General features: G+C 68.8%; 17 protein-coding genes. 9 read left to right on the top strand and 8 right to left on the bottom strand.

Annotation, left to right across the window (positions count from 1 at the left end; genetic code table 11):
- Positions 1-21: 21 nt before the first annotated feature.
- The 5 genes from AC16DP_RS48495 to AC16DP_RS48475 form a co-directional block, all read right to left on the bottom strand.
- On the bottom strand, positions 22-744 hold the full coding sequence (locus tag AC16DP_RS48495; protein WP_329728889.1) for a class I SAM-dependent methyltransferase: 723 nt from the start codon (positions 742-744) through the stop codon (positions 22-24).
- Positions 745-847: 103 nt separating this feature from the next.
- Positions 848-2,044, bottom strand: a complete 1,197-nt coding sequence (locus AC16DP_RS48490; protein WP_329728888.1) for an alpha-hydroxy acid oxidase — start codon at positions 2,042-2,044, stop codon at positions 848-850.
- 67 nt (positions 2,045-2,111) lie between these two features.
- The gene (locus AC16DP_RS48485) at positions 2,112-3,587 is read right to left on the bottom strand and encodes an ELWxxDGT repeat protein (protein WP_329728887.1); all 1,476 of its coding nucleotides are present in this window, start codon (positions 3,585-3,587) and stop codon (positions 2,112-2,114) included.
- Positions 3,588-3,723: 136 nt separating this feature from the next.
- Positions 3,724-5,718, bottom strand: a complete 1,995-nt coding sequence (locus AC16DP_RS48480) for a CocE/NonD family hydrolase (RefSeq protein ID WP_329728886.1) — start codon at positions 5,716-5,718, stop codon at positions 3,724-3,726.
- 68 nt (positions 5,719-5,786) lie between these two features.
- Positions 5,787-6,221 carry an Lrp/AsnC family transcriptional regulator gene (locus tag AC16DP_RS48475; protein ID WP_329728885.1) on the bottom strand — a complete coding sequence of 145 codons (435 nt, stop codon included), beginning with the start codon at positions 6,219-6,221 and terminating at the stop codon, positions 5,787-5,789.
- 133 nt (positions 6,222-6,354) lie between these two features.
- On the opposite strand from AC16DP_RS48475, the gene AC16DP_RS48470 reads away from it, so the two are divergent.
- The 4 genes from AC16DP_RS48470 (at position 6,355) to AC16DP_RS48455 (ending at position 9,191) form a co-directional block, all read left to right on the top strand.
- Positions 6,355-6,927, top strand: coding sequence for a cysteine hydrolase family protein (locus AC16DP_RS48470; RefSeq protein WP_329728884.1), 573 nt, complete (start codon positions 6,355-6,357; stop codon positions 6,925-6,927).
- 95 nt (positions 6,928-7,022) lie between these two features.
- Positions 7,023-8,012 (top strand): oxygenase MpaB family protein, encoded by a 990-nt coding sequence (locus AC16DP_RS48465; protein WP_329728883.1) that lies wholly within the window; start codon positions 7,023-7,025, stop codon positions 8,010-8,012.
- 259 nt (positions 8,013-8,271) lie between these two features.
- Complete coding sequence (locus AC16DP_RS48460; protein WP_329728882.1) at positions 8,272-8,748, top strand: hypothetical protein; 477 nt, start codon at positions 8,272-8,274, stop codon at positions 8,746-8,748.
- 47 nt (positions 8,749-8,795) lie between these two features.
- A complete protein-coding gene (locus AC16DP_RS48455; protein WP_329728881.1) occupies positions 8,796-9,191 on the top strand; it encodes a hypothetical protein in 396 nt (131 codons plus the stop codon).
- Between the two features lie 1,020 nt (positions 9,192-10,211).
- Here the strand turns inward: AC16DP_RS48455 and AC16DP_RS48450 are convergent.
- Together AC16DP_RS48450 and AC16DP_RS48445 are read right to left on the bottom strand one after the other, a co-directional pair.
- Positions 10,212-12,203, bottom strand: coding sequence for a hypothetical protein (locus AC16DP_RS48450; protein ID WP_329728880.1), 1,992 nt, complete (start codon positions 12,201-12,203; stop codon positions 10,212-10,214).
- A 1,015-nt stretch (positions 12,204-13,218) separates the two neighbouring features.
- The gene (locus AC16DP_RS48445; protein ID WP_329728879.1) at positions 13,219-15,786 is read right to left on the bottom strand and encodes a dickkopf-related protein; all 2,568 of its coding nucleotides are present in this window, start codon (positions 15,784-15,786) and stop codon (positions 13,219-13,221) included.
- Between the two features lie 250 nt (positions 15,787-16,036).
- Here AC16DP_RS48445 and AC16DP_RS48440 point away from each other — a divergent pair, with 250 nt between their 5' ends.
- The 4 genes from AC16DP_RS48440 (at position 16,037) to AC16DP_RS48425 (ending at position 22,614) form a co-directional block, all read left to right on the top strand.
- Complete coding sequence (locus AC16DP_RS48440) at positions 16,037-16,975, top strand: MBL fold metallo-hydrolase (protein WP_329728878.1); 939 nt, start codon at positions 16,037-16,039, stop codon at positions 16,973-16,975.
- 49 nt (positions 16,976-17,024) lie between these two features.
- Positions 17,025-18,782, top strand: a complete 1,758-nt coding sequence (locus AC16DP_RS48435; protein WP_329728877.1) for a M14 family zinc carboxypeptidase — start codon at positions 17,025-17,027, stop codon at positions 18,780-18,782.
- 108 nt (positions 18,783-18,890) lie between these two features.
- On the top strand, positions 18,891-22,226 hold the full coding sequence (locus AC16DP_RS48430; protein WP_329728876.1) for an ATP-binding protein: 3,336 nt from the start codon (positions 18,891-18,893) through the stop codon (positions 22,224-22,226).
- Between the two features lie 4 nt (positions 22,227-22,230).
- Positions 22,231-22,614 carry a DUF2914 domain-containing protein gene (locus AC16DP_RS48425; protein WP_329728875.1) on the top strand — a complete coding sequence of 128 codons (384 nt, stop codon included), beginning with the start codon at positions 22,231-22,233 and terminating at the stop codon, positions 22,612-22,614.
- An 81-nt stretch (positions 22,615-22,695) separates the two neighbouring features.
- Here the strand turns inward: AC16DP_RS48425 and AC16DP_RS48420 are convergent, their stop codons facing one another.
- Entirely contained in the window at positions 22,696-23,445 is a 750-nt protein-coding gene (locus tag AC16DP_RS48420; RefSeq protein ID WP_329728874.1) for a YceI family protein, read from the bottom strand.
- A 134-nt stretch (positions 23,446-23,579) separates the two neighbouring features.
- Here AC16DP_RS48420 and AC16DP_RS48415 point away from each other — a divergent pair, with 134 nt between their 5' ends.
- Positions 23,580-24,320 carry an SAM-dependent methyltransferase gene (locus AC16DP_RS48415; protein ID WP_329728873.1) on the top strand — a complete coding sequence of 247 codons (741 nt, stop codon included), beginning with the start codon at positions 23,580-23,582 and terminating at the stop codon, positions 24,318-24,320.
- The last annotated feature ends 64 nt before the right edge of the window (positions 24,321-24,384 follow it).

The raw sequence follows: 24,384 nt of genomic DNA, 5'->3' as shown, positions 1-24,384 counted from the left end.
GCGGACGCGTCCCCCGGGGCCTCAGCCCGCGGCCCCGGGCTCGAAGCGCGCGAGGAAGACCTTGAACTGCAGCGAGACGAAGATCGGACGCGGCTCCACCAGTCCGGTCCGGGCGAACATCGAGAACAGGGCGGCATCGGACTCGATGGGCCGTATCACCGAGAGGAGCTGACGCCGGCGCTCCAGCGCCTCCTCGGGCACGCCATGCGCCCGCAGCCGCCGCAGCTCCACGTTCGTCAGCACCGGGTCATTGCCAACACGGCAACCCAGCACGAGGGGCGCTCCGGGCGCGAGCCGCCGGGTCACCTCTCGCAGCAGCGCGAGCCGGGCCTCCTCGCCCTCCACATGGTGCAGCACTCCCATCATCTGCGCGCCGTCGAACGGAGGCCCGGGAGGCAGCGTGTGCAGCTCGCCCACGTGCAGGTGCGTGCGAGAGAGCAGGCCCTCGGCCTCCAGGCGCTGGCGGGCCACGGCGAGCATGGCGTCGGAGGGATCCACGCCCGTGAAGCGCCAGCCGGGCACACCGAAGCGGGTGTAGGGCACCAACTCCGCCCCCGTGCCCACTCCCACGAAGAGCAGCGACGCCGTGTCCCGGCCGTCGAGCCGCGCGGTCAGCGCGCTGACGCCGAGCTCATACATCGCCTGGACGCCAGCGAGGTTGACGGAGGCCTGGGTGTCGTAGTGGGCGGCACGATCGGCGCCAAAGCCTTGCACGACGTGGTGGGCGGAGTGTTCGTGGGTCATGACGTGTCCTCGGGGGCCCTCGGAAAGCGGGCGATTGAACCAGAGGATGCGTCGGGACCTCGAGGAATGGGAGAGCGGGGATTCGGGCCGGATCGGCGGAAATTCAGGCGGCCCCGTCGAGCACGCGCAAGGCGGGAGCGTGGGGCTCCAAGGCCGCGGGCTGCGGCTCCATCCGGAGCGCGGACCGGTCGAGATCGGCCAGCCGTGGACGGCCGAGCAGGGCGAGGGTCCGGTCGATCTCCTTGGAGAGGATGTCCAGGGTGAGCTCCACGCCCGCCTGTCCGTCCGCGGCCAGCCCGTAGAGGAAGGGCCGGCCGATCATGCACGCCCGGGCTCCCAGGGCGATGGCCTTGACCACGTCGGAGCCGCGGCGGATGCCACCGTCCAGGACGACCTCGGCGCGGCCCTGCACCGCCTCGACGACCTCGGGCAGGACGTCGGTGCCCGCCGGGAGGAAGTCGAGCTGCCGGCCTCCGTGGTTGGACACGATGATGGCCTGCACACCGTGCTCCACCGCGAGCCGGGCATCCTCGGCGCAGGTGACGCCCTTGAGCACCAGCGGCCCCGGCCAGATGGAGCGCAGCCACTCGAGGTCCTTCCAGGAGACGGAAGGATCGAACTGCTTGTTGGTGAAGCCCGCGACGGAGAGCGCGTCCTTCCTGGACAGCGCTTTGGTCTCGATGAAGTTGCCGAAGGTGGCGCGGGGACTGGACGCCATGCGCAGCACCCAGCCCAAGTGCCGGAAGACATCCAGCAGGTGGGTGAGGGTGACGCGGGGAGGCACGGTGAAGCCGTTGCGCCGGTCCCGCTCCCGGTTGCCCATCTCCTGGACGTCCACCGTGAGGCAGAGCGCGCGGTAGCCGGCCGCCCGGGCCCGCTCGACCAGCGAGCGCGTGATGCCCCGATCCTTCCAGACGTAGAGCTGGAACCACAGGGGCGGTGGCGCTGCGGCGGCCACCTCCTCGATGGTGCAGATGGACATGGTGCTCAGCGTGAAGAGGCTGCCCCGCCTGGCCGCGGCCTTCGCGGCGAGCACCTCGCCCCAGGGCGCCACCAGCCCCGCCAGTCCCGTCGGCCCCAGGATGATGGGCGTGGACAGCCGCTCGCCGAGCAGCGTGGTCGACTGGTCTCTCGCGCTGACATCCACCAGCGTGCGCGCCCGGAAGAGGTAGCGCTCGAAGCCACGCCGGTTCGCGTGCACGGTGTACTCATCCTCGGCGCCCCCCTCGATGTAGTCGAAGAGGGTCCGGGGAAGCCGGCGGCGGGCGCGCTGTCGAAGGTCTTCGAGATTGATGAGCATGGCGTGGATACGGCACCGGGATGATAACAGCGAAGCCCGGTGAGCCGACAATCCAGGGGGTGGGAGGTCACCCGTCGTTGGGCAACGGCGTGAAGCAGTCGCCGAGCGACTCCAGGGGAACGGACCACAGCTCGCGGCCGTGCACGCCATCATCGGCGACGAAGAAGACCCGATCGCCGGACCGGGTGAATCGGGAGGGGAAGGACGAGGCGGGACCGGGAGCGAGGTCCTGGAAGAAGAACGTTCCCTTCGCCGTCCCATCGCTCCTCCACAGCTCCTGGCCGTAGGTGGCGTTGGGAATGGAGAACAGGACGCCCTTGCCCATGCCGGTCAGACCCGTGGAGAAACCCGGGAACGAGCCATCGGGCCCGGGGGTGAGGTCCTCGACGAGCCGCGTGTTCTTCCGCTGGCCCTGGCTCACCCAGAGTTCCCGTCCATGGCGCCCATCGTCGGCGATGAAGAACACCTTGCCGGCCGCGGTGGTCAGCACCTGGGTGTAGTCGGAGAAGAAGGTGTCGGCCGGGCCAGGGTGGATGTCCTCGACGAGGCGCGTGCTCCCACTCGAGCCGGAGGTCTTCCACAACTCCTGGCCGTGGAGGCCATCATCGGCGGTGAAGAAGACCTGGTGGCCCACCGACACGAACGACAGGGGCGAGGAGCCCTCCGCACCGGGACGGATGTCCTCGACGAGGCGCGTGCCCCCGGGCGTGCCATCGCTCACCCAGGGCTCGGCACCGTGGACGCCATCGTCGGCGACGAAGAAGAACTTCCCGTCCGCGACGGCCGTCACGTACAGGTCCGGGGCGATGTCCGCCAGGGGAATCGTTCCCTCGGCAGTGCCGTCGCTCTTCCAGAGCCGGGACCCCGTGTCATCGAAGACGTAGAGGAAGACCGTTCCTCCCAGGGCGCCCAGGACGCTGATAACGGCGAACCCGCCGGGGTTGATGTCCTTGACGAGCACCGTGCCCTCGGGCGTGCCGTCGCTCTTCCACAGGTCCCGGCCCCCCTCCCCTCTACTGGCGGCGAAGAAGAGCGTTCCGTCCGCGTTGGTGAGCCACTCGGGATAGGAGGGACCCGTGGGGTTGATGTCCTTCACCTGGAAGGTGCCCTCGGGCGTGCCGTCGCTCCTCCACAGCTCGATGCCTTCCTCCTCGCTCTCCGCGGCCACGAAGAAGAACAGCCCGTTCACGGCGGTGGGATACTGCGACTCCCCGAGGTAGCTCCCGACGAAAATGGTCTTGATGAAGACGGTGCCCTCGGGCGTGCCGTTGCTCTTCCACAGCTCGATGACGCCTCCGGGATTCGGGAAGGGCAGCGTGGTGAGGAAGAGCGTGCCGTTCACGTCCGTCAGGTCCGCCGGGTCCGACGTCTCCGGCCCGGGAACGATGTCCTTCACCAGGGAGGCGGGACGGCACTCCCGCTTGCAGCCGTCCTCCCTGTGCCCCCACTCCTGGGCGGGAACCCCGGTGCTCTCCTCCTCGATGGAGGGCGTGCAGGCCCCCACGAGGCAACAGAAGATGAGCGGCAAGCGCCACGCAATCATGTGAACCCCCCTCGATACGCCGCCCAATGTGGAGATGGATGCGCCGTCCATCCAGGGCTCTGGGGGAGGGACGAGCGGGCAGGCGGAACTCCCGCGTGACTGCCCGCCCCACCAGGAACTCCGCTCCCTTCCGCGTCTATCGGCCCGTGGGTGCCGGACTTCGCTCCTCCCTGGCCTCCTGGGGCATGACGAGCGGCAGCTCCACGAAACTCGCCTGGCCCGGCGCGTGGTACACGCGCTGTACGGCCTTCCGGAAGTCGCCGGGCTTCGCGTCGAAGATGCTCTCCACGTACGTCTGCGGGTTGCGGTCGTAGAGCGGGAACCAGCTCGACTGGATCTGCACCATGATGCGGTGGCCGGGCAGGAAGACGTGGTTCGCCGTGGGGAGCCCGAAGCGGTACGTCACCGGCTTGCCGGCGGGCAGCGGCCGGGGCTTCTCGAAGCTCTCGCGGTAGCGCCCGCGGAAGATGTCGGCCGAGACCATGAGCTGGTAGCCGCCCATCTCGGGCCGCGCGGCGACCTCGTCCGGGAACACGTCGATGAGCTTCACCACCCAGTCGGAGTCGGTCCCGCTGGTGGAGGCGACGAGGTTGGCCATCGGGCGGCCGCTGATCTTCACCGGGGCGGTGAGGACGTCGGAGACGTAGACGAGCACGTCGGGCCGCGAGGCCGCCTCGCGCTGGTCTCGCACGAGCCAGCTCTTCCAGGGGTCCGTCGCCGAGGCACCGGCCGCGCTGGAGTCCTCGACGATGGGGCGCGCGCGGTAGGGCACGGGCCTGGCCGGATCGGAGACGTATTCGTCGAAGGCCGCTCCGCCCGCCGCGGGGGCCACGAACCCGGCGCTGGAATCCGGGCGCAGGTAGAACGGGGCCGGCTTCACCTTGCAGCCGCTCGCGCAACCGGCGGGCCACGACGACAGCTCGCGCCACCGGTTCGTCCCCGTCTCGAACGCCGTCACCGGCGCGACCTGGGCCCGGGGCGCGCCCTCGACGAGGTACTGGTCGAGGAACGGCCGGAGGATTTCACGCCGGAAGTGCGCCGAGGTGTCGGCGCCGAACTCGAGCGCGCCGAGGCTCGAGCCGTCCCCGATGGCCTGGCCGTGATGCCACGGACCCATCACCAGGAAGACGCGGTCGTTCGCGGTGTCCTTCGGCTCCAGCGTCTCGTACACCGCCGGCGCGCCGTAGATGTCCTCCTGGTCCCAGAGGCTGTGGACGATCATCACCGGCACCGTCAGCGGCCGCGCCGCCAGCAGCTTGTCCACCGCCTGATCGCGCCAGAACGCGTCGTACGCCGGGTGCGCGAGCAGCTTGCGGAAGAAGCCGAGCTGCTCCATCCCGTGCCGCCGGCCAATCTCCCCGGCCGAGCCCGCCGCGAGGTACTCGTCGTACTGGTCCCGGTAGCCCGACGCCCACTTGATCTCCCCCTTGCGCGTCGCCTGCTGCTCGAGGATGTACGGCAGCATCGTCTGACGGAAGGCGCCGTGGTGGAACCAGTCATCGCCCATCCACCCGTCGACCATCGGGTTCATCGGCACGGCCACCTTGAGCGCCGGATGCGGGTTGACCAGCGCCATCAGCGGCAGGAAGCCGTCGTACGAGATGCCGATGATGCCGACGCGCCCGTTCGACTCGGGGACGTTCTTCACCAGCCAGTCGATGGTGTCGTAGGTGTCGGTGGCGTGGTCCACCGGCGTGGGGTTCCGCGGCCCGTGCAGCGGCCGGTTCATCACGTAGTCACCCTCGGAGCCGTACTTGCCACGCACGTCCTGGAGGACCCGGATGTAGCCCCCCTCGACGATGACGTCGGTGGCGTTGTCGTAGCCGTGGAGCACCCGGGACAGGTGGGTGCTCTCGGCGTGGCGGGTGAGCCTCTCCGCATCGTAGGGCGTGCGCGTCAGGAGCATCGGCCGGTTCTTCGCGCCGCGCGGCACCAGGATGATGGTGTGGAGCTTCACGCCGTCGCGCATCGGGATGTCGACGGTGCGGCGCTCGTGGTCCAGCAGCTGGCCCGCGGGGGTGAAGGTGGCCGGTGTGTCGGAGGGAAGGTCCGGAGGGCCGCCGCTCGGAGCGGGCGCGGTGGCCAGGGTGGAGAGCAGTGCGAGCGAAGCGACGAGCGGAGCGAGCGGCATCGCGGCGGAGGCTAGCCAACTCCTGGCCACCCCGAGAGGAGAAACCGCGGGCGAGGCATGAGGAAGCGTCAGCGCCGGTCCAGGTGCACGGCGAGCACCGGTGCCGTGGTGACGGTGCGGACCTCGGGGAGCTGCGCCACGCGCTCGCGCAGGGTGTTCAGCGCCGGCATGCTGGGGACACGCGCGCGGATGAGCATGTCCAGCTCTCCGGCGAGCGACTCGATGCTGAGCACCTCCGGCAGCTCGCGCACCAGGGGGGCCACGCGGGGGCACGCGGGCCCCTCCAGCCGCACGAAGAGGTAGGCGTCCACGCCGGTGGGAGGCCCGCCGCTCCCCCGCCGGATGGTGTAGCCCTGGATGAGGCCGTCGCGCTCGAGCCGGGCCACCCGCTCCTGGACCGCCGAGCGCGAGAGGCCCACCTTCGCCGCCAGCTTGGTGGCGGACTCCCGCCCGTTGGCCTCCAGCAGGGAGAGGATCCGCCCATCCAACTCGTCCAGCGCCATGACCCGTCATCTCCTCCCGCCGGCCCATCCCCGGTGCCCACCGGCATTCCGCCGGTGGAGCGGCACTCCGCCACCTGTCGACCGGCGGCCGTCCTTCCTAGGGTGCCGCTTCACCCCCCACGGGAGCAAGCACATGGAACTCCACGACCGCGCGGCGCTCATCTCCATCGACGTGCAGCAGGGCTTCGACGACCCCTCCTGGGGCCCCCGCAACAACCCCCACATGGAAGCGAACGGACGCCAGCTCCTCGCCGCCTGGCGGCGCTCCGGACGGCCGCTCGTCATCGTGCGCCATGACAGCGCCTCGCCCACCTCGCTGCTGCGCCCGGGGCAGCCGGGCAACGCGCTCAAGCCGGGCTTCGAGCCGCTCGCTGGCGAGCCGCTGCTCACCAAGAGCGTGAACAGCGCCTTCATCGGCACGGACCTGGAGGCGCGCCTGCACGAGGCCGGCGTGCGGCAGGTCGTCCTCTTCGGCATCGCCACGGACATGTGCGTCTCCACCACCGCACGCATGGCGGCCAACCTCGGCTTCGAGCTGGTGGTGGTGGGGGATGCCTGCCACACCTGGGCGCAGCGGGCACCCGATGGCACCCTGTTCGACGCGGACACCATGCACCGTGTGCATCTGACCACCCTGGCGACCGAGTTCGGCCGCGTGGTGGACACCGCGGACGTGCTGCGGGCGCTCGCGGCGCGGGCGGCCTGAGACGCGTCCGAGGAGGGTGTCCTCCCCGGCACGACGCCATGGAGTAGAGTCGTGGGATGAAGGCGAACTCGATGTGGCGGTCGATGCCACCGGAAATGCAGCAACAGCTCAGCCAGGACAGCGAGCATTTCCGCAAGTGTCTCGACTACCTGCGGGAGCACGCGGCGGGCGAGCTCGAGGGCATCTACGGCCCCGACAGCATGACCTGGGTCATCTACCGGGAGCCGGTGATCCTCCTCGGTGGATTGCGCGCCATCCTGCTGCAGATCGCCCATCCGGCAGTGGCCGCCGGTGTCTCCCAGAACAGCAACTTCCGGACCGACCTGCTCGGCCGTGCGCGGCGCACCTATACGGCGATGTACCAGCTCGTCTTCGGTGGCCTCCGCGAGGCCATGGGCGCCGCGAAGCGGGTCCACAGCCTCCACAGCCGCATCTACGGCTCACTTCCGGCCGGCCCCGGTGCACAGAGCGACGGCCGCTATCGCGCGAACGATCCTTCGCTGCTGCGGTGGGTGCTCGCCACCCTCATCGACGGCGCCCTCGAGGTCTTCGAGACCTTCGTCCGGCCGCTCAGCCTCGAGGAGAAGCGCCGGTATTACCAGGAGACGCGGCTCGCCGCGGCGCAGTTCGGGCTCCTGCCGGAGCAGATGCCGCCCACGCTCGAGGACTTCTACGCGTGGTACCACGAGCAGCTGGCGGGGGAGACGCTGCGCGTGGGAGACACGGCGCGCGAGCTGGCGAGCCTGCTCTTCAATTCGCCCTTCACCCGGGGACAGCTCGATGAGGTGCTCACCGCCGGCCTCCTTCCGGAGCGCTGGCGCCAGGCGTACGGGCTGGCCTGGGGGCCGGGACAGCAGCGCGCGTGGAAGCTCCTGAAGAGCACGATGCGCCGGGCCATCCACCTCACCCCGCCCAGGCTCCGCTCCGTCACCGCCTGGCATCAGGCCCAGCTGCGGCTGGCCCTGGCTCGAGGAGAGCGGCCAACCGTCATGGCCCGGGTGCTGAACACCCTCGACTCCTACGTCGACGTGCCGTTCAGCATCCGGCCGGTCGCGGCGAAGGCCCCCTCGGACGACAAGGATTGAGGCGTGCAAGCGGCGGGAATCGAAGCCGCCAAGCCCTCGCCTGCCCGGCCTGGCGGCTCCCCGGGCACGAGCACCGTTGCCCCGAAGTACAGACCTCGGCTGCTGGGCGCTGGTGCCCCCCCTACGGCCCCGAGCTTCGCCTAGCGCACACTGGTGGCCTCACGAGCCCAAGCTCCATTGACCCGGGTTGAGGCATACGCCCAGGCTCAGCGAGGCACTGAGGGACAAGGCAATGCACCCAGCAGGTCTAACGCGATTGATGGCGCTGCTGACGGCAGTTGCGGTGGCAAACCTCGGATGCGCCCACACACAGGAGCCCGAGCGCAGGATGTATCTGATCGCCGAGGACGCAAACAGCATCGACTTTCAAGAAGATGCACGCGGGATCGGAGGCGCTGGAGCCGAGGCCTACTGTAACGAGCTACAAAAGCAGTGCTACACCAAGTGCATGAGGCGCAAGCCAGAGATCCCATCCATACCGAAGCACTCTGGCAAGCACAAGGAGCACTGCACCACGAAGTGCCTCAACGAATTCATGGATTGCGTCAAGCGAATGGAGGAACTGGAGCGGCAGGAGTCGCAGAACAAGAAGCTTCAATTCCCAAACATCAACGAAGCGCTCGACTGGCTCAGGGAACACACACCCGAGGCGCCGCCAGGAACCCATGTGGTCGTGGCCGGAGTAGGATTTGTCATTGCGATAGTCGGCGGCGCGCTCTTTCTCGTTCCCATCTAAGCCAGATTTTGCACCTGGAAAACAACCGCAAAAGGCTCGACGCGACCATGCCCTACATTCCAGACTTCGACACGGACGCAATCCTTGGCGCTCTCAACGCCATCAGCCAAAAGCATCCGGAGGGCTCCCCGGAGAGGGACATCATCGAGCTCGCGCAGATCGCATTGGTCTACCCTCGCCACATCCGGAAAGAGGGTGACTTCCGCAGATTCTATAAAGAGTTCTTCGATCCCTCATTCAAGCTCGAGGTCTCCCATGAATTCGCAACACGGGAGGATGCAGACAAATGGCTTGCCCGTGGAAACGCGAAGGACGCCGAGCGCGTCAGAATCGCCGGCAAGGGTTTCATGGTCGTTCAATTGCCAGGAAGGCTGACGTTCATGAGCGCACCTCTTGAAGACGAAGAGGTGGAGGAAGACGAATCAGGGGAGGATTCCGAGTAGACAATTCAGGCTTACGAAGCGGGCAACCTCTCTTGGAAGCGGCGGGAATCGAACCCGCTGGGGACTGATCCGCCACCACTCGGACCCAGAGGCATCCCCCCGTTTCCCCTCTGAAAATGAGGCGCCCATCTGTCCGGACGAGTCCAGGCGCGTCCGTTCGGTTCGGTCCTTTTTTGGTCCCCTTGGACCCGTTACCCATCGAGAGCGGCAAGCCGTCCGGCAAAGGCCCCCTAATGACACCGACTCTTGAGTCTACTATTGGCTTGGTCCCGACATTGCTCCGAGCTGATGCTGGCGGGCGAGTGTAGAGCGACAGCGGAAACGCCCCCCCTCACGCCACTAACGCTAACCCCCTGAGTTCGGTGTAGCTCTCCCTACCTCGCATGCCCGCGCCTACGGTGCTGTCCAGGGCAGGCTCGCTTTCGCGAGTCGCTATGCGCCCCTGGATAGCGTCCTCGTCGCAAGGCGGTGGGCTGGCTGCGGCTGATGCTCCACTAAAGGTGCACACCCTCGGAGCTGTCGGAGTGGCCGATGCCATCCTCCGCTAGACCCTATGTCCCACGAGGGGGCTGGCCTCCGGGGAGGTAATCGTCAGGTAGATAGAGCTGGTGCTCCGCTGGGAGACGACCGCTAGCTAGGAGCGCTTCATATTCATCCAGCGAGCAGATGGTGGCGATGACCACCGGTCTGCCATCCTGAATGACGACCACGGCGCCCACGGCTCCCCGCGGATCGTGAATCAACGCATGCAGCGCTACCCGCTGGGCCTTGGACGGCTGTTCCCGCCAGAGAGAGACGAAGTACATCACCAAGCCGGCAACGCCCCCAGCTGCCACCGCCACGAAGGCCCAACGTGGTCTCCCCGGGTGTCCTATCTGGACCCGGGCAAGGTGCAACTCAAGCAGGGCCAGCGCGGCGAAAACCGCTCCCCAGGTCAAGGGCAATCCCCACCAGAGCCAGCCGCGTCCTGCCCGTGGAGACAGCCTCCTCGTGCGCTCCGGTCTCAAGCCCGAGCTTCCTTCAGTCCAGCTCATCCCGCACCGCTTCCTCTACATCGTCCCCGAAGAGCGAATCCACCAGCAAGTACCCACCAAAGCCGATGATGAAGCCGACGATGTTGCCGGCAATGGGGACCTCTGAACCCCAGATGGCCCCCACGACACCTGCTGAAACCGCCGCACTGAGCGAACCCGACACGAAGGCCCTCGTGCCGCGTGCAACATAATCCTCACGGGTGTGCGCCTGTTCGTCGAGCGCCATACTGCTCAACTCGAAGACCGGTGCGGCAACCCCGCCGGCCAACGAACCGCCCAGGCCCCGGCCAGCCGCTGTTGACAAGGAGGGGGACAAGCCTCGGCCCACCATGGAGCGTGAGATGTTGCTCCCCACAGTGGAATTGAAACCAGAGCTGACCATTCCCTCGGTCACTCCCGCGAAACCGCCGGCCACGCCCGTCCTGAAGAGGTCCTGTAGCGGGTCTTGCCGAGCCTTTGGATCATAGAGGATGAGTCCTGACTCCATGACGATGGCCATCAACGAGCCGCCAATCCCTCCCCGGGCTCCCATGCTCCCCATTGCCCTGAGGTGCCCCGGCATGCCGCCTCCATGCTTGGTGGCCAGCAGTAGCTCCGGGAAGAGCCACGCCTCGATCTGCGGAGAGGTCATTCCAGGGTAGTTCTGGGTGATGCTGTTTCGGAATGACTGCAGGTTGCGCAAGTGCGCGGTCGTCACGCCGTTGCTGCCAATCTTCTCTCCAGTCCAGGCATAAAACCGGTTCAACGCGTCAGTTATCTGTTGCCGGACGGCTTGTGTGATCGCCGGGTTGCTCAACTCGTTCTGAAGCGACTGCCAGGACGCCAGGGTCCTCCCATTGATGATAACCGGGTTGAGGCGAAAGTACGCGTCCGCGAGCCGCTGGCAGATGTTGGCCGTCTGGTAGGAGGCAGGGTCCGCCAACAACTCGCGGAGCGGAGCGGCGTGGTCCGCGTTCACTGCAATGTGGCCCTTGCTCGCGAACAGGGCCTGGGCTTGCGCTGGCGTCAGGTTGGGATAAAGCTGGTTCGCAGCCAGCCGGGTCTTGTTCGGGCTGCCTCCAATCAAGTCATTCAAGCCGTTCAGGTAGGTACTGAAAAACTCCGTCATTTGCGCACGGTTCTGGGGAACCTGACTCCGGACGCTCGTCTTGACAGAGACCAGATTCCCGTCACCGGGTTGTCTGAAATCGAAGATGGGAAAGTTGTTCTGAACTGTCCTGTTCAAGTCCTGCAGCATCAGGCCCTGTGGCCGGTTCTGCGTATAGATTTCCCCCAGGGTGCCCCGCCACTGGATGCCATTGAGCGACCCAGGCTCCGTCGAGAATGCCTTTGGCAGGGCCCTCTCACTGATAGGAGGGCTCCCCATGCGGCTCATCCATCCTTGAAGGACCGACGCATCTATCTGGAAGATGCCTTGCCTTGCCAGCAGCTCGTCCAACTCTTGCTGGGTCATCAAGGGCAGTTCGCCCTCCTGCTGTACTACAGGTCCCTGGTCGGGCTCGACCGCTACAACTGCGTAGGCGTTCTGCCCCGTGACGAGCCGATAGAGGGTCTCTTTCTTCAGGGGCAGGTGCACCTCATGACGTCCCTCCGTGGTGAGCACGTCATATTCAACGGGGGTGTACCCTCTGGCATAGCCACGCCCATGATAGGTTGCAGGAAGGCTCGACACTGACAGTTCGTGCCTTTCCTTGCTGGCCTCCTTGGGTCTGGCGATGACAGTCACGACCCCGTCCTTCACCAACACCACCTGATGGTGGAAGTCCTTCAGGGGTTGTCCGCCCGCGGAGAGCCTCACCGATAATCCAGGCAGAGACTGGAAGGTCTCCAGGGGGATGCTCTTGACCGAATATCTCACCGTCACATCTGCGGTGGAGAGGTCGCGCGTTCGATTCGGAAGCCCTCCCTTGGGGCCAGGAGTCAGCGTATCCTTGATAGAAAGCTGACTGCTATTGGAGAGTCCGGTCGGCGTGCTCACCGCTGCATCCAGAGAGCAACTCCCAACGACCACCAGAGGCTTGCGAGGGTCGTGCGGGAGCGAGGTAGACCACTTGAGCCCAACGAACTTCGCTGCATCTCCATATGGCAAGACAAGTCTCATGACATTCACTCCATTGGCTTGGAATGAGAGCAAGAGAGTGCCTGCGCGAAGATTGGGGTTCTTGCCTGCTTTTATCACCTCAAATGTGATGGTGACGGCTTCAGCCGCTGGATTCGCATACTGAGCGGTCTTCCTAGGGGCTGTACCGGAAGCCCCCTTCGGAGACGTACTGGCCGCCTGCTTCTGGAACACTGTGCCAGGCCTGCTCTGGGAGGCGACGCCCTGGGGCGTGAGGGGCCCTTCCCCCTGCTGCTCTCTTTGCTCGCCGACCGGGACCTCTATGGCGACGAGCTTGCCCGACAAGAAGGCGTCGGCAATGCACTTTTTGAGCTGCTCATTGTCCTTCGCGCTACCAGGACCAAGAGATGCTTTGGGTGAGCGACCTCCCAGTGCTTCGTGTATTTCCAAGAGGAGCGGCCTGCGAGACTTGAGCCATACATCCAGCTGCCTCAACACGGAGGAAGAAGGCACATGGCCACTGAGGCCCCTGGCTGCCCCGTTATGCCACGAGACAATGAGGTAAGGTACGGATGGACCAGGTAGCACCCAATGTGCATTGATGGAGCGAGACATTGACCGAAGCATAGCACGGGCAAGCTCTCCAGGCTGAGGGTATAGGACGGATGGGAGTCCTTGCGCCTGCCCCTGGTGTGCACCTTACGTTCCGGTGGGAGGCCCTCTGCGCTGAGGTGGCGAAGCTCAAGGTGCAGCGCCACAAGCGCGGCCAGTTCGTCCGGCTGCCCCTCGCAGCTTCGGCCGAAAACCCCGGCTCGCCCGATGGCGACCGGGGCTTTGCTACATCCCTTGCTACAGCTTCCCGGAAAGCAGAGTCCTTTCCAGGAGATACGGAGTGGAAGCGGCGGGAAGCGAACCCGCCGCCGAGAGCGAGCCCTCAGTCCTGCTGGCGGTAGAGGCGCACGGGCGTCCCCGGGCCTCCACTCACCGGGACATAGAGGAAGCCGCGCTCCCCATCGACCAGGGTGACGGCGTCTCCGAGCCGCGTGTTCACCGAGGGCTGGCCGAAGCCGTTGCCTCCCAGGCCCGCGCAACCCGCCGTGGACGCCACACACCCGCCCTGGCCCGTGAAGTCCGAGCGGCTCGCCGGCACCTCCACCGCCGAGCGGTACACCACCGCCCCGTCCACCGCGTTGTCGAAGCCCACGTACAAGTAGCCGCGGTTGATGGCCAGCAGCGTCAGCCGCGTGTTGCGCGGGTTGTCGAACTGGCTGAGCTGCCCATCCCCCTTACCGTTGCCAGCGACCAGCACCCAGTCCCCCGCGTCGCAGTCATAGGCGGTGGCCGGCGCGGGACCGGAGACGCGCTCGGGGTCGCACCGCCACAGCTGCGGGCCCTCGGGGGTGTTACGCCCCAGGTACACGTGGCCGTTGAAGACAGCCATCCGCGACCAGGCCCGGTCCGACGGCTCCAGGTCCATGTCCTTGTCCGTGGTGAGCGATTGCTTCGCGCGGTACTCCGGGGCGCTCGGGGTGATGGACACCCAGTGCGCGGGCGAGCTCTCGTAGTCCAGCGGCCGCTGGACGGTGGCCCGGACGAGGCCTCCGTTGTTCCCCAGGTAGAGCTTGCCGTTGAACTCGCCCACGAAGTCGATGCCCACCGTGCGCGCGGGGTTGGCCGGAGAGCCCGCCGCGCCAATTCCTGGCATCCGGTGCGCCGCCAGGTTGCACACGTCATGTGACGCGGGATTGCACGCCCCGGTGCCATTGCTCCTCGCCTCCAGGCCCTCGGCCGTCTCCGCCGGAGCGCGCAGGAGCGCGAGCAGCCCGGGCCGGCGCGCGTCCCCACTGAGGGGAACCCCCAGGTACGTCCGGCCCTCGAGGATGCCCAGGGCGGAGAAGCTCCGCGCCGACATCCCCTCCAACGCCTGGCCCAGGTCCACGTACTTCATGTCCAGCGTCGCGTCGTCATCCCGGGACATGTACACGTAGTCGAGCCCGCCCCCACTCCGGCTCCCGCTCATCATCAACCACTCGGTGGCGCCGAAGGAGCCGGCGGCGAAGCGGGCGCGGCCATCCTCGTTGTCCGGGCCGCACTGGTACGAGTTCTCCCGGCAGCCGGCGAAGCCGATGGACGGGAAGGGCGCACCCGCCGCGTTGGAGCTGCGCGAGCCGGCGAGCTTCTGCGTGTCCTTGCGGAAGCGGAAGGCCAGGTCATCCGGCCGCACGCCGTCCTGGTCCATGCCCACCGCGCGCGTGCCGTCCGCATTGGGGCCCAGGTACATGCGGCCCCGGTACGCGACGGCCGAGGTGGCGGAGACGCCGTCCGCGAACGGGTCCACCTGCACCGGCCCGTCCTGCCACGTGCTCACGAGCGGGCCGAAACCGGTGAAGGTGACGCGGTCCAGCGGCGAGGCCCCCAGGCGCTCGCCCCACACGGATTGAAGCTCCGCGGCGCGGACGGTGTACTGCCCGCCGCGCTGCGCGGACGCGTGGGTGAGGAGCACCTCGTTGTCTCGCGGAGGCGCGAGCACCCGCGCGGAGAGCACGGCGCCCAGCGCGCTGGCCCCCGTCAGCTGGTAGCGCGAGGCACAGGTGGCGGACGAGGAGCAACCGGCGCTCCCCGGGACATCCGGCCCGGCCTGCATGGGACGGGAGAAGGTGAGCACGACCCGGTCGCGCACCAGCGTGGTGGCGCTCATGAGGCGCAGCGGCGCTCCCACCTCGAAGTCCGCGTGCCGCGGCGAGCCCAACCCATTGGCCGCGCGGTCCACCACGCCGGACACATGCACGGTGTAGCGGCCATTGCCCGGCGCGAAGGGAAGCTGGATGTCGACGGTGTTGGGGTCCACCAGGGAGAGCTCGGTGCCCAGCCAGAAGGCATCCGAGGGCGTGCACTCGTGAGGCGTCTCGTCCGTCAGCTCCACACAGTAGTTGTCGGGGTTGAGCATGCTGGCGGCGGACTCGTCCCGCACCATGGGCTCGGAGAAGCGCACGCGAAGCACCGTGCTGCCCGGCAGGAAGGCCATCTGCACCCTCGGCGCGAAGTCGTCCTCCACGCAGACACCCGCCCGGCACGCGAAGCCCGCCCCACAGTGCGCGTCCTCCCGGCACCGCGCGCACACGCTCTCGAGGCAGAGGAGGGAGGACGAGCAGTCCGTGTCCCCGCCACAGCTCTCGCCCTCGGCGCACGCGGGGCACCCACCGCCGCAGTCCACGCCCGTCTCCGAGCCGTTCTTCACCCCGTCCGTGCACGTGGGCGCCGCACACGCACTCTCCGTGCAGCCCGAGGGTCCGGACGTGTCATCGCGGCCGACGCACGGCTGGCAGCTCCCACCGCAATCCACGTCCAGCTCGTCCCCGTTGCGCAGACCGTCGGCGCAGAGCTCGCCCGGGCCGCCCGGCAGACCGTAGGTGACAGGGGGATCTCCACACCCGCTGCAACCCACCTGGAACAGCGCCCCACCCCACACCCACACCACCACCAGCAAGCGACCGAGTCGCATGACGCCTCCAACCCTTCCTTCCCCTACCCACGGTGGGAATTTGTCTTCATCGCCGAGCGCCCGCGCATGGGGGAAACCCCCTCATCTGTCAGCAGGCGGAAGAAGGGACTCCCCCGTTGTCCCCACCCGACAGTCCTCCGGTACCCGGAGTGGGCACATGCGTTCCCACATCGCCCTTGCATCCGAGGCCAGCGCCGGGACAAGACAGGCTCCGGGCCCACCCCCTCGCCCGGGCCCTCGGGAGAGCGTCATGGCAGCGCGTTTCAAGAACCTGGATGGCAGCCTCCCCCACCCGCTCGGCAACGTCTTCAAGTGGGCCGTGGGAGACAAGCTGGCGGGCAAGCGCCGCAAGAGCCCGGACACCGCGCCCGTGCGCCGTGTGGAACCGGACCTCGCCGCGCTGGCCACGCCTCCCGCCGCGGGCGAGGGTGCGCGACTCACCTGGCTGGGCCACGCGAGCTGGCTGGTGCAGCTCGACGGCGTGTCGCTGCTCATCGACCCCGCCCTGCGCGACAGCATCACCGGCTTCATCCGCCGCAACGTGGACCCGGGCGTGCCGATGGAGAAGCTGCCCCCCATCGCCGCCTCCCTGGTCTCGCACAACCACTATGATCACCTGGACATGCCCACCGTGCTCCAGGTGGGCGCGCCCGTCGTCAGCGGCCTGGGCATGGCACGCTACTTCCGCTCCGGCTCGCCGCCCGTCACCGAGCTGGACTGGTGGGGCGCCACGAAGGTGGGCCCGGTGACGGTGCACTTCGTCCCCGCCCAGCACTGGAGCCGCCGCGGCCTCAACGACGTCAACGAGACGCTCTGGGGCGGCTTCGTGGTGGAGGGCTCCAGCGCGTGCGTCTACCACTCGGGTGACACCGCGTACTTCGACGGCTTCCAGGAGATTGGCCGGCGCTTCCCCGGGCTGGACGCGGCCATGCTGCCCATTGGCGCGTATGACCCGGGCTGGTTCATGGAGAAGCAGCACATGAACCCCGAGCAGGCGGTGCGGGCCTACGAGGACCTCGGGGCCCGGCACTTCCTCGCCATGCACTGGGGCACCTTCAAGCTCACCGACGAGCCCCTGGACGAGCCGCCCCAGCGCCTGGACGCCGAGTGGAGCCGCCGCCAGCTGCCCCGCGAGCCGCTCCACGTACTCGCCGTGGGAGAAAGCCTCTCCGTGCGTCGCGCGGGATGACGCTCCAGGGTTGAGGGAGTACGGCCGGTGTGCTGTGAGGGGGAGTGACATGCTCCTGCCCGTCCTCCTCGCCCTCACCCTCCACCAGGCTCCCCTCACCACCGTCGCCGAGCAGAGTGGTTGGACTCGCACCGGCCGCTACGCGGAGGTGGAGTCCCTCTGCCGCGCCTTCCCCCGGCGCTACCCCGGCAAGGTGCGCTGCGACACCTTCGGCACCACCCCCGAGGGCCGCCCCATGCTCGCCCTCGTGGCCAGCGCGGATGGCACCCTCTCCCCCGCCGCCGCCGCGAAGAAGGGCCGCCCCGTCGTCCTCTTCCAGGGCGGCATCCACGCCGGTGAAATCGATGGCAAGGACGCCGGCTTCTGGCTGCTGCGCGACCTGCTCGACGGCAAGGCGCTGCCGGGCGTGCTCAAGCAGGTGACGGCCGTCTTCGTCCCCGTCTTCAACGTGGATGGCCACGAGCGCTTCGGCCCCAACCACCGCCCCAACCAGGTGGGCCCCGAGCAGATGGGCTGGCGCGTCACCGGGCAGAACCTCAACCTCAACCGCGACTACGTGAAGGCCGATGCCCCCGAGATGGTGGCGCTGCTCGAGCTGCTGCACGCCTGGGACCCGCTCTTCTACGTGGACCTGCACGTCACCGACGGCGCCAAATTCGAGCACGACGTCAGCGTGCAGATGGAGCCCCAGGTGGTGGGCCCGGAGACGATGCGCACCCTCGGCACCAGACTGCGCGAGGAGCTCTTCACCGAGCTGGAGTCCAAGCAGCACCTGCCCCTCCCCTTCTACCCCTCCTTCCGCGAGAACGATGACCCCGCCTCGGGGGTGACCTACGGCGTGTCGCCCCCGCGCTTCAGCCACCAGTACTGGGCCGCCCACCGGCGCTACGGCGTGCTGGTGGAGACCCACTCCTGGAAGCCCTACGCCCACCGCGTGGCCACCACGCGCCACGTGCTCGAGGGCCTGCTGCGCCTCACCGCCCGCGATGCCCAGGCCCTCCTGTCCGCCGTGAAGGCCGCCGACACCGAGGCCACCTCCGGCAAGGTCCGCGAGGTGGTGCTCACCTGGGACAACACCGACAAGAGCCGCCCCATCGCCTTCCGCGGCTACGCCTACGAGCGCACCCCCTCCGAGCTCACCACCCAGCCGTGGATCCGCTACGACGACTCGAAGCCCCAGGTGTGGACCCTCCCCTATTACGAGGAGCTCCGCCCCGGCCTCACCGCCTCGATGCCCTCGGGCGGCTACCTCATTCCCCCCGCCCACGCGGGCTGGGTGGCGGAGAAGCTCACCACGCACGGCCTGCGCTTCCAGCGGCTCGGCCAGGACATCCCCTCCGCCCCCGTGGAGGTGTTCCGCGCCACCGAGGCGAAGTTCCGCCCCGGCTCCGTCGAGGGCCACCAGGGCCTCTCCGTGAAGGGCCAGTGGACGAAGGAGACGCAGCCGCTCCCCGCAGGCACCCTCTACGTCCCCGCCGCCCAGACGAATGTCCCCCTGCTGGCGCACCTGCTCGAGCCGCTCGGGCCGGACTCGCTGCTCGCCTGGGGCTTCTTCAACAACCACTTCGAGCAGAAGGAGTACGTCGAGGACTACGTGCTGGAGCCCTTCGCCCGTGAGCTGCTCGCCCGCGACGCCGCCGTGAAGGCCGCCTGGGACGAGAAGCTGAAAGACCCGGAGTTCGCTCGCAACCCGCGCGCCCGCATGCGCTTCTTCTACGAGCGCCACCCCGCCCACGACATCCGCTTCAACCTCTACCCCGTCTTCCGCATCGACTCGGCCCCCGCGGGCCTCAAGCCGGCGCGCTGACGCTCCTCACTCCGTGTAGGTGGCACACCCCGGAGCCCCGCCGTTATGGTGGTGGGTCGATCGCCACTCATGTGGTGGAATACGGCCCCTACCGGCTCCGGGAGGACGATGAGCAAAGAACGCCACCTGCTCGAGCAGGCCATGGCCCTGCTGGAGGCCCAGCGCCCCACGCTGGGCCCCGAGGCCACCGAGGCCGCCCTGGCGGTCTTGCGCGCCCGGCTCGCGGCCCTCGCCTCCCGCGTCCCCCTGGAGCGCCGGCACGTCACGGTCCTCTTCGGCGACCTGTGTGGCTTCACCTCCCTGAGCGAGCAGATGGACCCCGAGGACGTCAGCGAGCTGATGAACCAGCTCTGGGCGCGCGTGGACGCCGCCATCGTCCGGCACGGGGGCCGCATCGACAAACACATCGGCGACGCCGTGATGGCGCTCTGGGGCGCGGACGGCGCGCGCGAGGACGACGCCGAGCAGGCCCTCCACGCCGCCCTGGACATCCAGGCCCAGCTCGACTCCTTCCTGGCCGGCCCCCCCGAGGGCCTGCGCATGCGCATCGGCATCCACACCGGCCCCGTCCTCCTGGGCGTGGTGGGCACGCTCGGCGAGCTCACGGTGATGGGCGACACCGTCAACACCGCCAGCCGCCTGGAGCAGGCCGCCCCCGAGGGCGGCATCCTCATCTCCCACGCCACGCACCGCCACGTGGGCGGCGCCTTCGATGTGGAGCCCCAGCAGCCCCTGCGGCTCAAGGGCAAGCAGGAGCCGCTCCAGGTGTACCGGGTGACGGCGGCCCGGCCGCGCTCCTTCCAGCGCCAGGGCCGCGGCCTGGACGGCATCTGGGCCCGCCTGGTGGGACGCGAGGAGGAGTCGCGTCAGCTGCGCTCCGCCCTGTCCGCGGCGCTCTCCGGCGACGGGTGCCAGCGCGTCACCCTCACCGGCGAGGCGGGCATCGGCAAGTCCCGGCTGCTCGGCGAGTTCGAGACGTGGCTCGAGTCCCTGCCCTCGCCGCCCCGCTGTCTGCGCGGCCGCGCCAGCCCGGAGATGCGCAGGCACCCCAATGCCCTGCTCAGAGATCTCTTCTCCTTCCACCTCCAGGTGCAGGAGAGCGACCTGCCCAGCGTGGTGCGCGCCCGCCTGGAGGAGAGCTTCTTCGAGGCGCTCGGCCCGGAGACCTCCAGCCGCTACCGCGCCCACCTCGCCGGCTCGCTCATCGGCTTCGACTTCAGCGACAGCCCCCTGCTCAAGGGCACGCCCCTGGACGAGCAGGGCCTGCGCGCCCGCGGCCTCGCCGCCCTCAGCGAGTACTTCCGCGCCCTGCTGAGCCGCGAGCCCATGGTCCTCTTCCTGGAGGACGTCCACTGGGCGGATGACAGCGCCCTGGACTTGCTGGAGCGACTGCTCCAGACGCTCGCCCCGGAGCGGCTGCTCGTGCTGTGCACCGCGCGGCCGGAGTTCTTCGAGCGGCGCCCGCGGTGGGCCACCGCCCCCCACCACACCCGGCTTGAGCTGCGGCCGCTCTCCCAGCAGGACAGCCGGGTGCTCGTGGCGGAGCTGCTGCGCAAGGTGGAGGCCATTCCCCCGGCCCTCCACGAGCTCGTCGTCTCCCGCGCCGAGGGCAACCCCTTCTACCTCGAGGAGCTCATCCAGATGCTGCTCGAGGAGGGCGTCATCCTCGCCGAGGGCGAGCACTGGCGCGTCGAGCCCGGCCGGCTCACCTCGCTCAAGGTGCCCTCCACGTTGAGCGGCGTCCTCCAGGCCCGCCTGGACAGCCTCCCCGCCCACGAGCGCGAAATCCTCCAGCGCGCCTCGGTGGTGGGACGCCTCTTCTGGGACGAGGCGCTCGAGCGCATGGGACAGGGCGAGGAGCCCACCATCCCCGTCCACCAGGCCCTGGCCGCCCTCCAGGAGCGCGAGCTCATCTTCGAGCAGTCCACCCCCGCCTTCTCCGGGACGCGCGAGTACATCTTCAAGCACGCCATCGTGCGCGAGGTCACCTACGACACGGTGCTCAAGCGCGAGCGGCGCGCCTTCCACGGACGCATCGCCGAGTGGCTGCTGGCTCGCGGGGGCGAGCGCTCCCGGGAGCACCTCGGGCTCATCGCGGACCACCTGGAGGCCTCCGGTCAGGCGGCCCGGGCCGCCGTCTACCTGCGGCGCGCGGGTGAGGAGGCCCTGTCCCTCTTCGCCAACGCGGAGGCGCGCGCCTTCCTGGACCGGGCCCTGGACGTGACGTCCGAGGCGGACCTCCCCGAGCGCTACGCCATCGTGGCCGCGCTCGAGAAGGTCCACGGCGTGCTCGGCGAGCGGCAGGCACAGCGGTTGGACCTGGAGCTGATGGAGGCGCTGGCCGAGCTGCTCGCCGACGAGCGGCGGCAGACCGAGGTGGCCCTGCGCCGTGCCCTCTACGCCACGGAGATTGGAGAGATCGCCGAGGGCGTGGAGGCGGTGCGCAAGGCCATCCGGCTGGCCCAGCAGACGGGAGACGTGGCCAGCGAGGCGCTCGGCCACCTACGCTGGGGACGCATCCTGCGCTACCACCAGGGCGACTTCGAGGGTGCCCGGACGCAGTTCGAGCGCAGCCTGGCGCTCGCCGAATCCGCGCGGCTCGAGCAGCTGGAGGTGGAGAGCCTCCTCAACCTCAGCGCGACGCTCAACGAGATGGGAGAGCTGGGGCCGAGCCTCGGATACATCCTCCGGGTGCTCCCCTTCTGCCGGGCCATGGGCAACCGCTGGCTGGAGTTCTCCGCCATGCGGCACCTGGGGTACGTGCGCAAGAGCCTGGGCGACTTCGCCGGAGCCAGGGCCGAGCTCGAGCAGACCCTCCAGTTCAGCCGCGTCATCGGTTACCGCTTCTGGGAGTGCGTGGACCGATGCACGCTGGCGCTCGTCCACCACCACCTGGGAGACGAGCCCACCGCGCTCGAGAGCGCGGAGCTGGCCCTGCGCATCGCCCAGGAGATTGGCAGCCCCCGCAACCAGGGCTATGCCTGGATGGCCCGGGGCCACGCACTGCTCGCCCTGGAGCGCCTGTCCGAGGCCCGCGAGTCCTTCCAGCAGGCCCGTGGAATCCGGGTGGAGACGCGGATGCGGCACCTGGAGATGGAGTCCATCGCGGGCCTGGCCTCCGTCGCGCTGGCGGCCGGCGAGCGGCAGCAGGCCCTCGGATACGCCGAGGAGCTCCTCGCGCACCTGGAACAGGGCCGGCTCCAGGGCGTGGAGGAGCCCTTCTGGATGTGGCTCACGTGCTTCCGCGTCCTCCAGGACCAGGAGGACACCCGCGCGGCCCGCGTTTTGGAGACGGCCCACCGTCAACTCCAGGAGTGGGCGGGGAAGATCCAGGACGAGGGACTGCGGCGCTCGTTCCTCGCCATCCCCTCGCACCGCATGCTCCTGGCGGAGGCCGGCGGCCAGACCGAAAGCTCGACGCGTCAGGGGGATGAACTAGCGTAGTGGCATGCTCAAGACTGCCCTGAAGCTCCTGCTGCCCACCCTGCTGCTCGCCACCACCGCCTACTCCGCCGAGGCCACCCTGAAGGTGGGCACCGGCGTGGAGAAGTACGAGGTCACCGGCGCCTCCGACAGCTTCACCGTGGCCCCCAACACCCGCATCTACGCCGCCACCAGGCTCACCGGCGTGGAGCCCGGCACCGTGAACGTCATCTGGTCCAAGGACGGCAAGGAGGTCTCCAAGACGGAGCTGAAGGTGCCCCGCGCCTCCTACCGCACGCACGCCTACCGCACCTTCCGCGCGGGTGACACCGGCGCCTGGACGGCCAAGATCGTGGGCGCGGACGGCACCGAGCTGGCCTCCACCAGCTTCCAGGTCACCGTCCAGTAACACCCCTCGAAGTCATGAGCGCCCCGTCTCCCCTGGTTCACCTCCAGGGGAGGATGGGGCGCCCCGAGGGCCTTCACGCCCTCACTTGCCCGTCACACGCTGGCCGCGCACGTCGACGACGAAGTAGAGCTCGTCCTTGTTCTTGAAGAGCCCGCCCATGGCCGAATAGGGCTCGAAGCCGAAGTCCGAGTGGCGGGTGGACAGCACGCCCCGGGCCGCCACGCGCTCCTCGTCCACCGCCACCTCCAGGGGCAGCACCACCTCCCGGGTGACGCCGCGCAGCGTCAGGTCGCCCGTCACCGCCACCACCGAGCGCCCGTCCCGCCCCTTCTCGCCGGTGAGCGCGCAGGACTTCGAGGTGAACTCGATGCTCTTGTGCTCCTCCAGGTTCAGCTGCTCCTTCGCGCGCAGGTGCTCGCGGATCTGCTCCCTGTCGCTCAGGGGCACGTGCTCCTGGCCCGTCAGGTCGCGCATCTCGTCGCGCTCGGGGTCGAGCCCCTCCACCTGCACCGTCACCGTCACCGCGCACGCGGACAGGTTCGCCGGATCGAAGGCGAGCGAGCCCCACCAGTCCGTGGCGCGCACCACGTGGTCATGCCCGAGCGAGGCGGTGAAGAGCTGCACGAAGAGGTGGCTGCTCCCCAGGCCCGGGTCGAAGGTATAGGTGCGCGACAGGGGCGACAGGGACTCCACGCCGCCCAGGCCCGGGAAGTCGTCCCGGGCGGGGAAGGTGACGCGCTCGCGGTCCTGGGTGGGGCTGGTGCCACAAGCGGAGAGGGAGGCCGCGCCAAGAAGCGCCGCGGCCAGCGCGAGGGGGTATCGGCTCTGCATGGATGAACTCCGTGACAAGGGGGAAGGGTCCGGTTTCCCGGAGCGGCGGAGTCTAGCAGCCCCGTCACCTCCTCTTCCCGTCGGCTATGGTGGCGCCCATCCCCGCCATGGCGGGAGAGAGGAGGCAGGCAGACATGGGTCACGAAGCGGAGCCGACGGTGCCCAACACGGGCCGGATGTTCGACTACTGGCTCGGAGGCAGTCACCACTACCCCGTGGACGTGGCGGCGGCACGGGCGTTCGAGGTCGTCTTCAAGGACTTCCGCCCGGTGTTCCGCGCGCTGCGGGACTTCATCGGGCGCGCCTCGCGCTACATCCAGGCCCAGGGCGTGGAGCAGTTCCTCGTGCTGGGCGCCGGCCTGCCCACGCAGGGCAACGTCCACGAGACGGTGCCCGGGGCGCGCGTGCTGTACACGGACATCGACGACTCCAACGTGGCGCTGGGCCAGCGCATCCTCACCGGCGTGCCGGGCACGGGCTACACCCGGTGCGACGCCACGGACCTGTCCACGCTCGACCTGGGCCTCATGCGGCAGGTGCTCGGCCCCCTGCGCCGGCTCGGCATCATCGTGGTGGGCGTCGAGGCCTTCATGACGGACGAGCAGATCCGCGCCTGCTTCCAGCAGCTCCACGAGCTGGCGCCGCCGGGCAGCTACCTCGCCTTCGACTGCGACAGCCCCAAGGCCCTGGAGCACCCCGAGCTGGTGCGGATGATGGGGCCCGGCTTCCACATGCGCACCCCGGCGCAGCTCGAGGCGGTGCTCGGCCCGTGGCGGCTCACCGAGGAGGGCGTCCAGCCCGTGGCCGTCTGGCGCAACCCGGAGCCGCCTGGCGTCCCCGCGTACATGAATGGGGGCGTGGCGGCGAAGCCCTGAAACACGAGGGCCGGAGACCGCGGGGACTTCCGCGGCTCCGGCCCGGGACTGCGTTCCGCTGGAC

This window comes from Archangium sp. (assembly GCF_057119385.1).
The sequence above is the reverse complement of the archived record's forward strand: the minus strand, read 5'-3'. Positions and strand labels throughout refer to the sequence as shown.

Coding starts and splice junctions, on each gene's coding strand:
- AC16DP_RS48425 (WP_329728875.1), top strand. CDS start 22,231: ATGCTCAAGACTGCCCTGAAGCTCCTGCTGCCCACCCTGCTGCTCGCC.
- AC16DP_RS48460 (WP_329728882.1), top strand. CDS start 8,272: ATGGCGCTGCTGACGGCAGTTGCGGTGGCAAACCTCGGATGCGCCCAC.
- AC16DP_RS48495 (WP_329728889.1), bottom strand. CDS start 744: ATGACCCACGAACACTCCGCCCACCACGTCGTGCAAGGCTTTGGCGCC.
- AC16DP_RS48435 (WP_329728877.1), top strand. CDS start 17,025: ATGCTCCTGCCCGTCCTCCTCGCCCTCACCCTCCACCAGGCTCCCCTC.
- AC16DP_RS48465 (WP_329728883.1), top strand. CDS start 7,023: ATGCAGCAACAGCTCAGCCAGGACAGCGAGCATTTCCGCAAGTGTCTC.
- AC16DP_RS48420 (WP_329728874.1), bottom strand. CDS start 23,445: ATGCAGAGCCGATACCCCCTCGCGCTGGCCGCGGCGCTTCTTGGCGCG.
- AC16DP_RS48480 (WP_329728886.1), bottom strand. CDS start 5,718: ATGCCGCTCGCTCCGCTCGTCGCTTCGCTCGCACTGCTCTCCACCCTG.
- AC16DP_RS48475 (WP_329728885.1), bottom strand. CDS start 6,221: ATGGCGCTGGACGAGTTGGATGGGCGGATCCTCTCCCTGCTGGAGGCC.
- AC16DP_RS48470 (WP_329728884.1), top strand. CDS start 6,355: ATGGAACTCCACGACCGCGCGGCGCTCATCTCCATCGACGTGCAGCAG.
- AC16DP_RS48415 (WP_329728873.1), top strand. CDS start 23,580: ATGGGTCACGAAGCGGAGCCGACGGTGCCCAACACGGGCCGGATGTTC.
- AC16DP_RS48455 (WP_329728881.1), top strand. CDS start 8,796: ATGCCCTACATTCCAGACTTCGACACGGACGCAATCCTTGGCGCTCTC.
- AC16DP_RS48440 (WP_329728878.1), top strand. CDS start 16,037: ATGGCAGCGCGTTTCAAGAACCTGGATGGCAGCCTCCCCCACCCGCTC.
- AC16DP_RS48445 (WP_329728879.1), bottom strand. CDS start 15,786: ATGCGACTCGGTCGCTTGCTGGTGGTGGTGTGGGTGTGGGGTGGGGCG.
- AC16DP_RS48490 (WP_329728888.1), bottom strand. CDS start 2,044: ATGCTCATCAATCTCGAAGACCTTCGACAGCGCGCCCGCCGCCGGCTT.
- AC16DP_RS48430 (WP_329728876.1), top strand. CDS start 18,891: ATGAGCAAAGAACGCCACCTGCTCGAGCAGGCCATGGCCCTGCTGGAG.
- AC16DP_RS48485 (WP_329728887.1), bottom strand. CDS start 3,587: ATGATTGCGTGGCGCTTGCCGCTCATCTTCTGTTGCCTCGTGGGGGCC.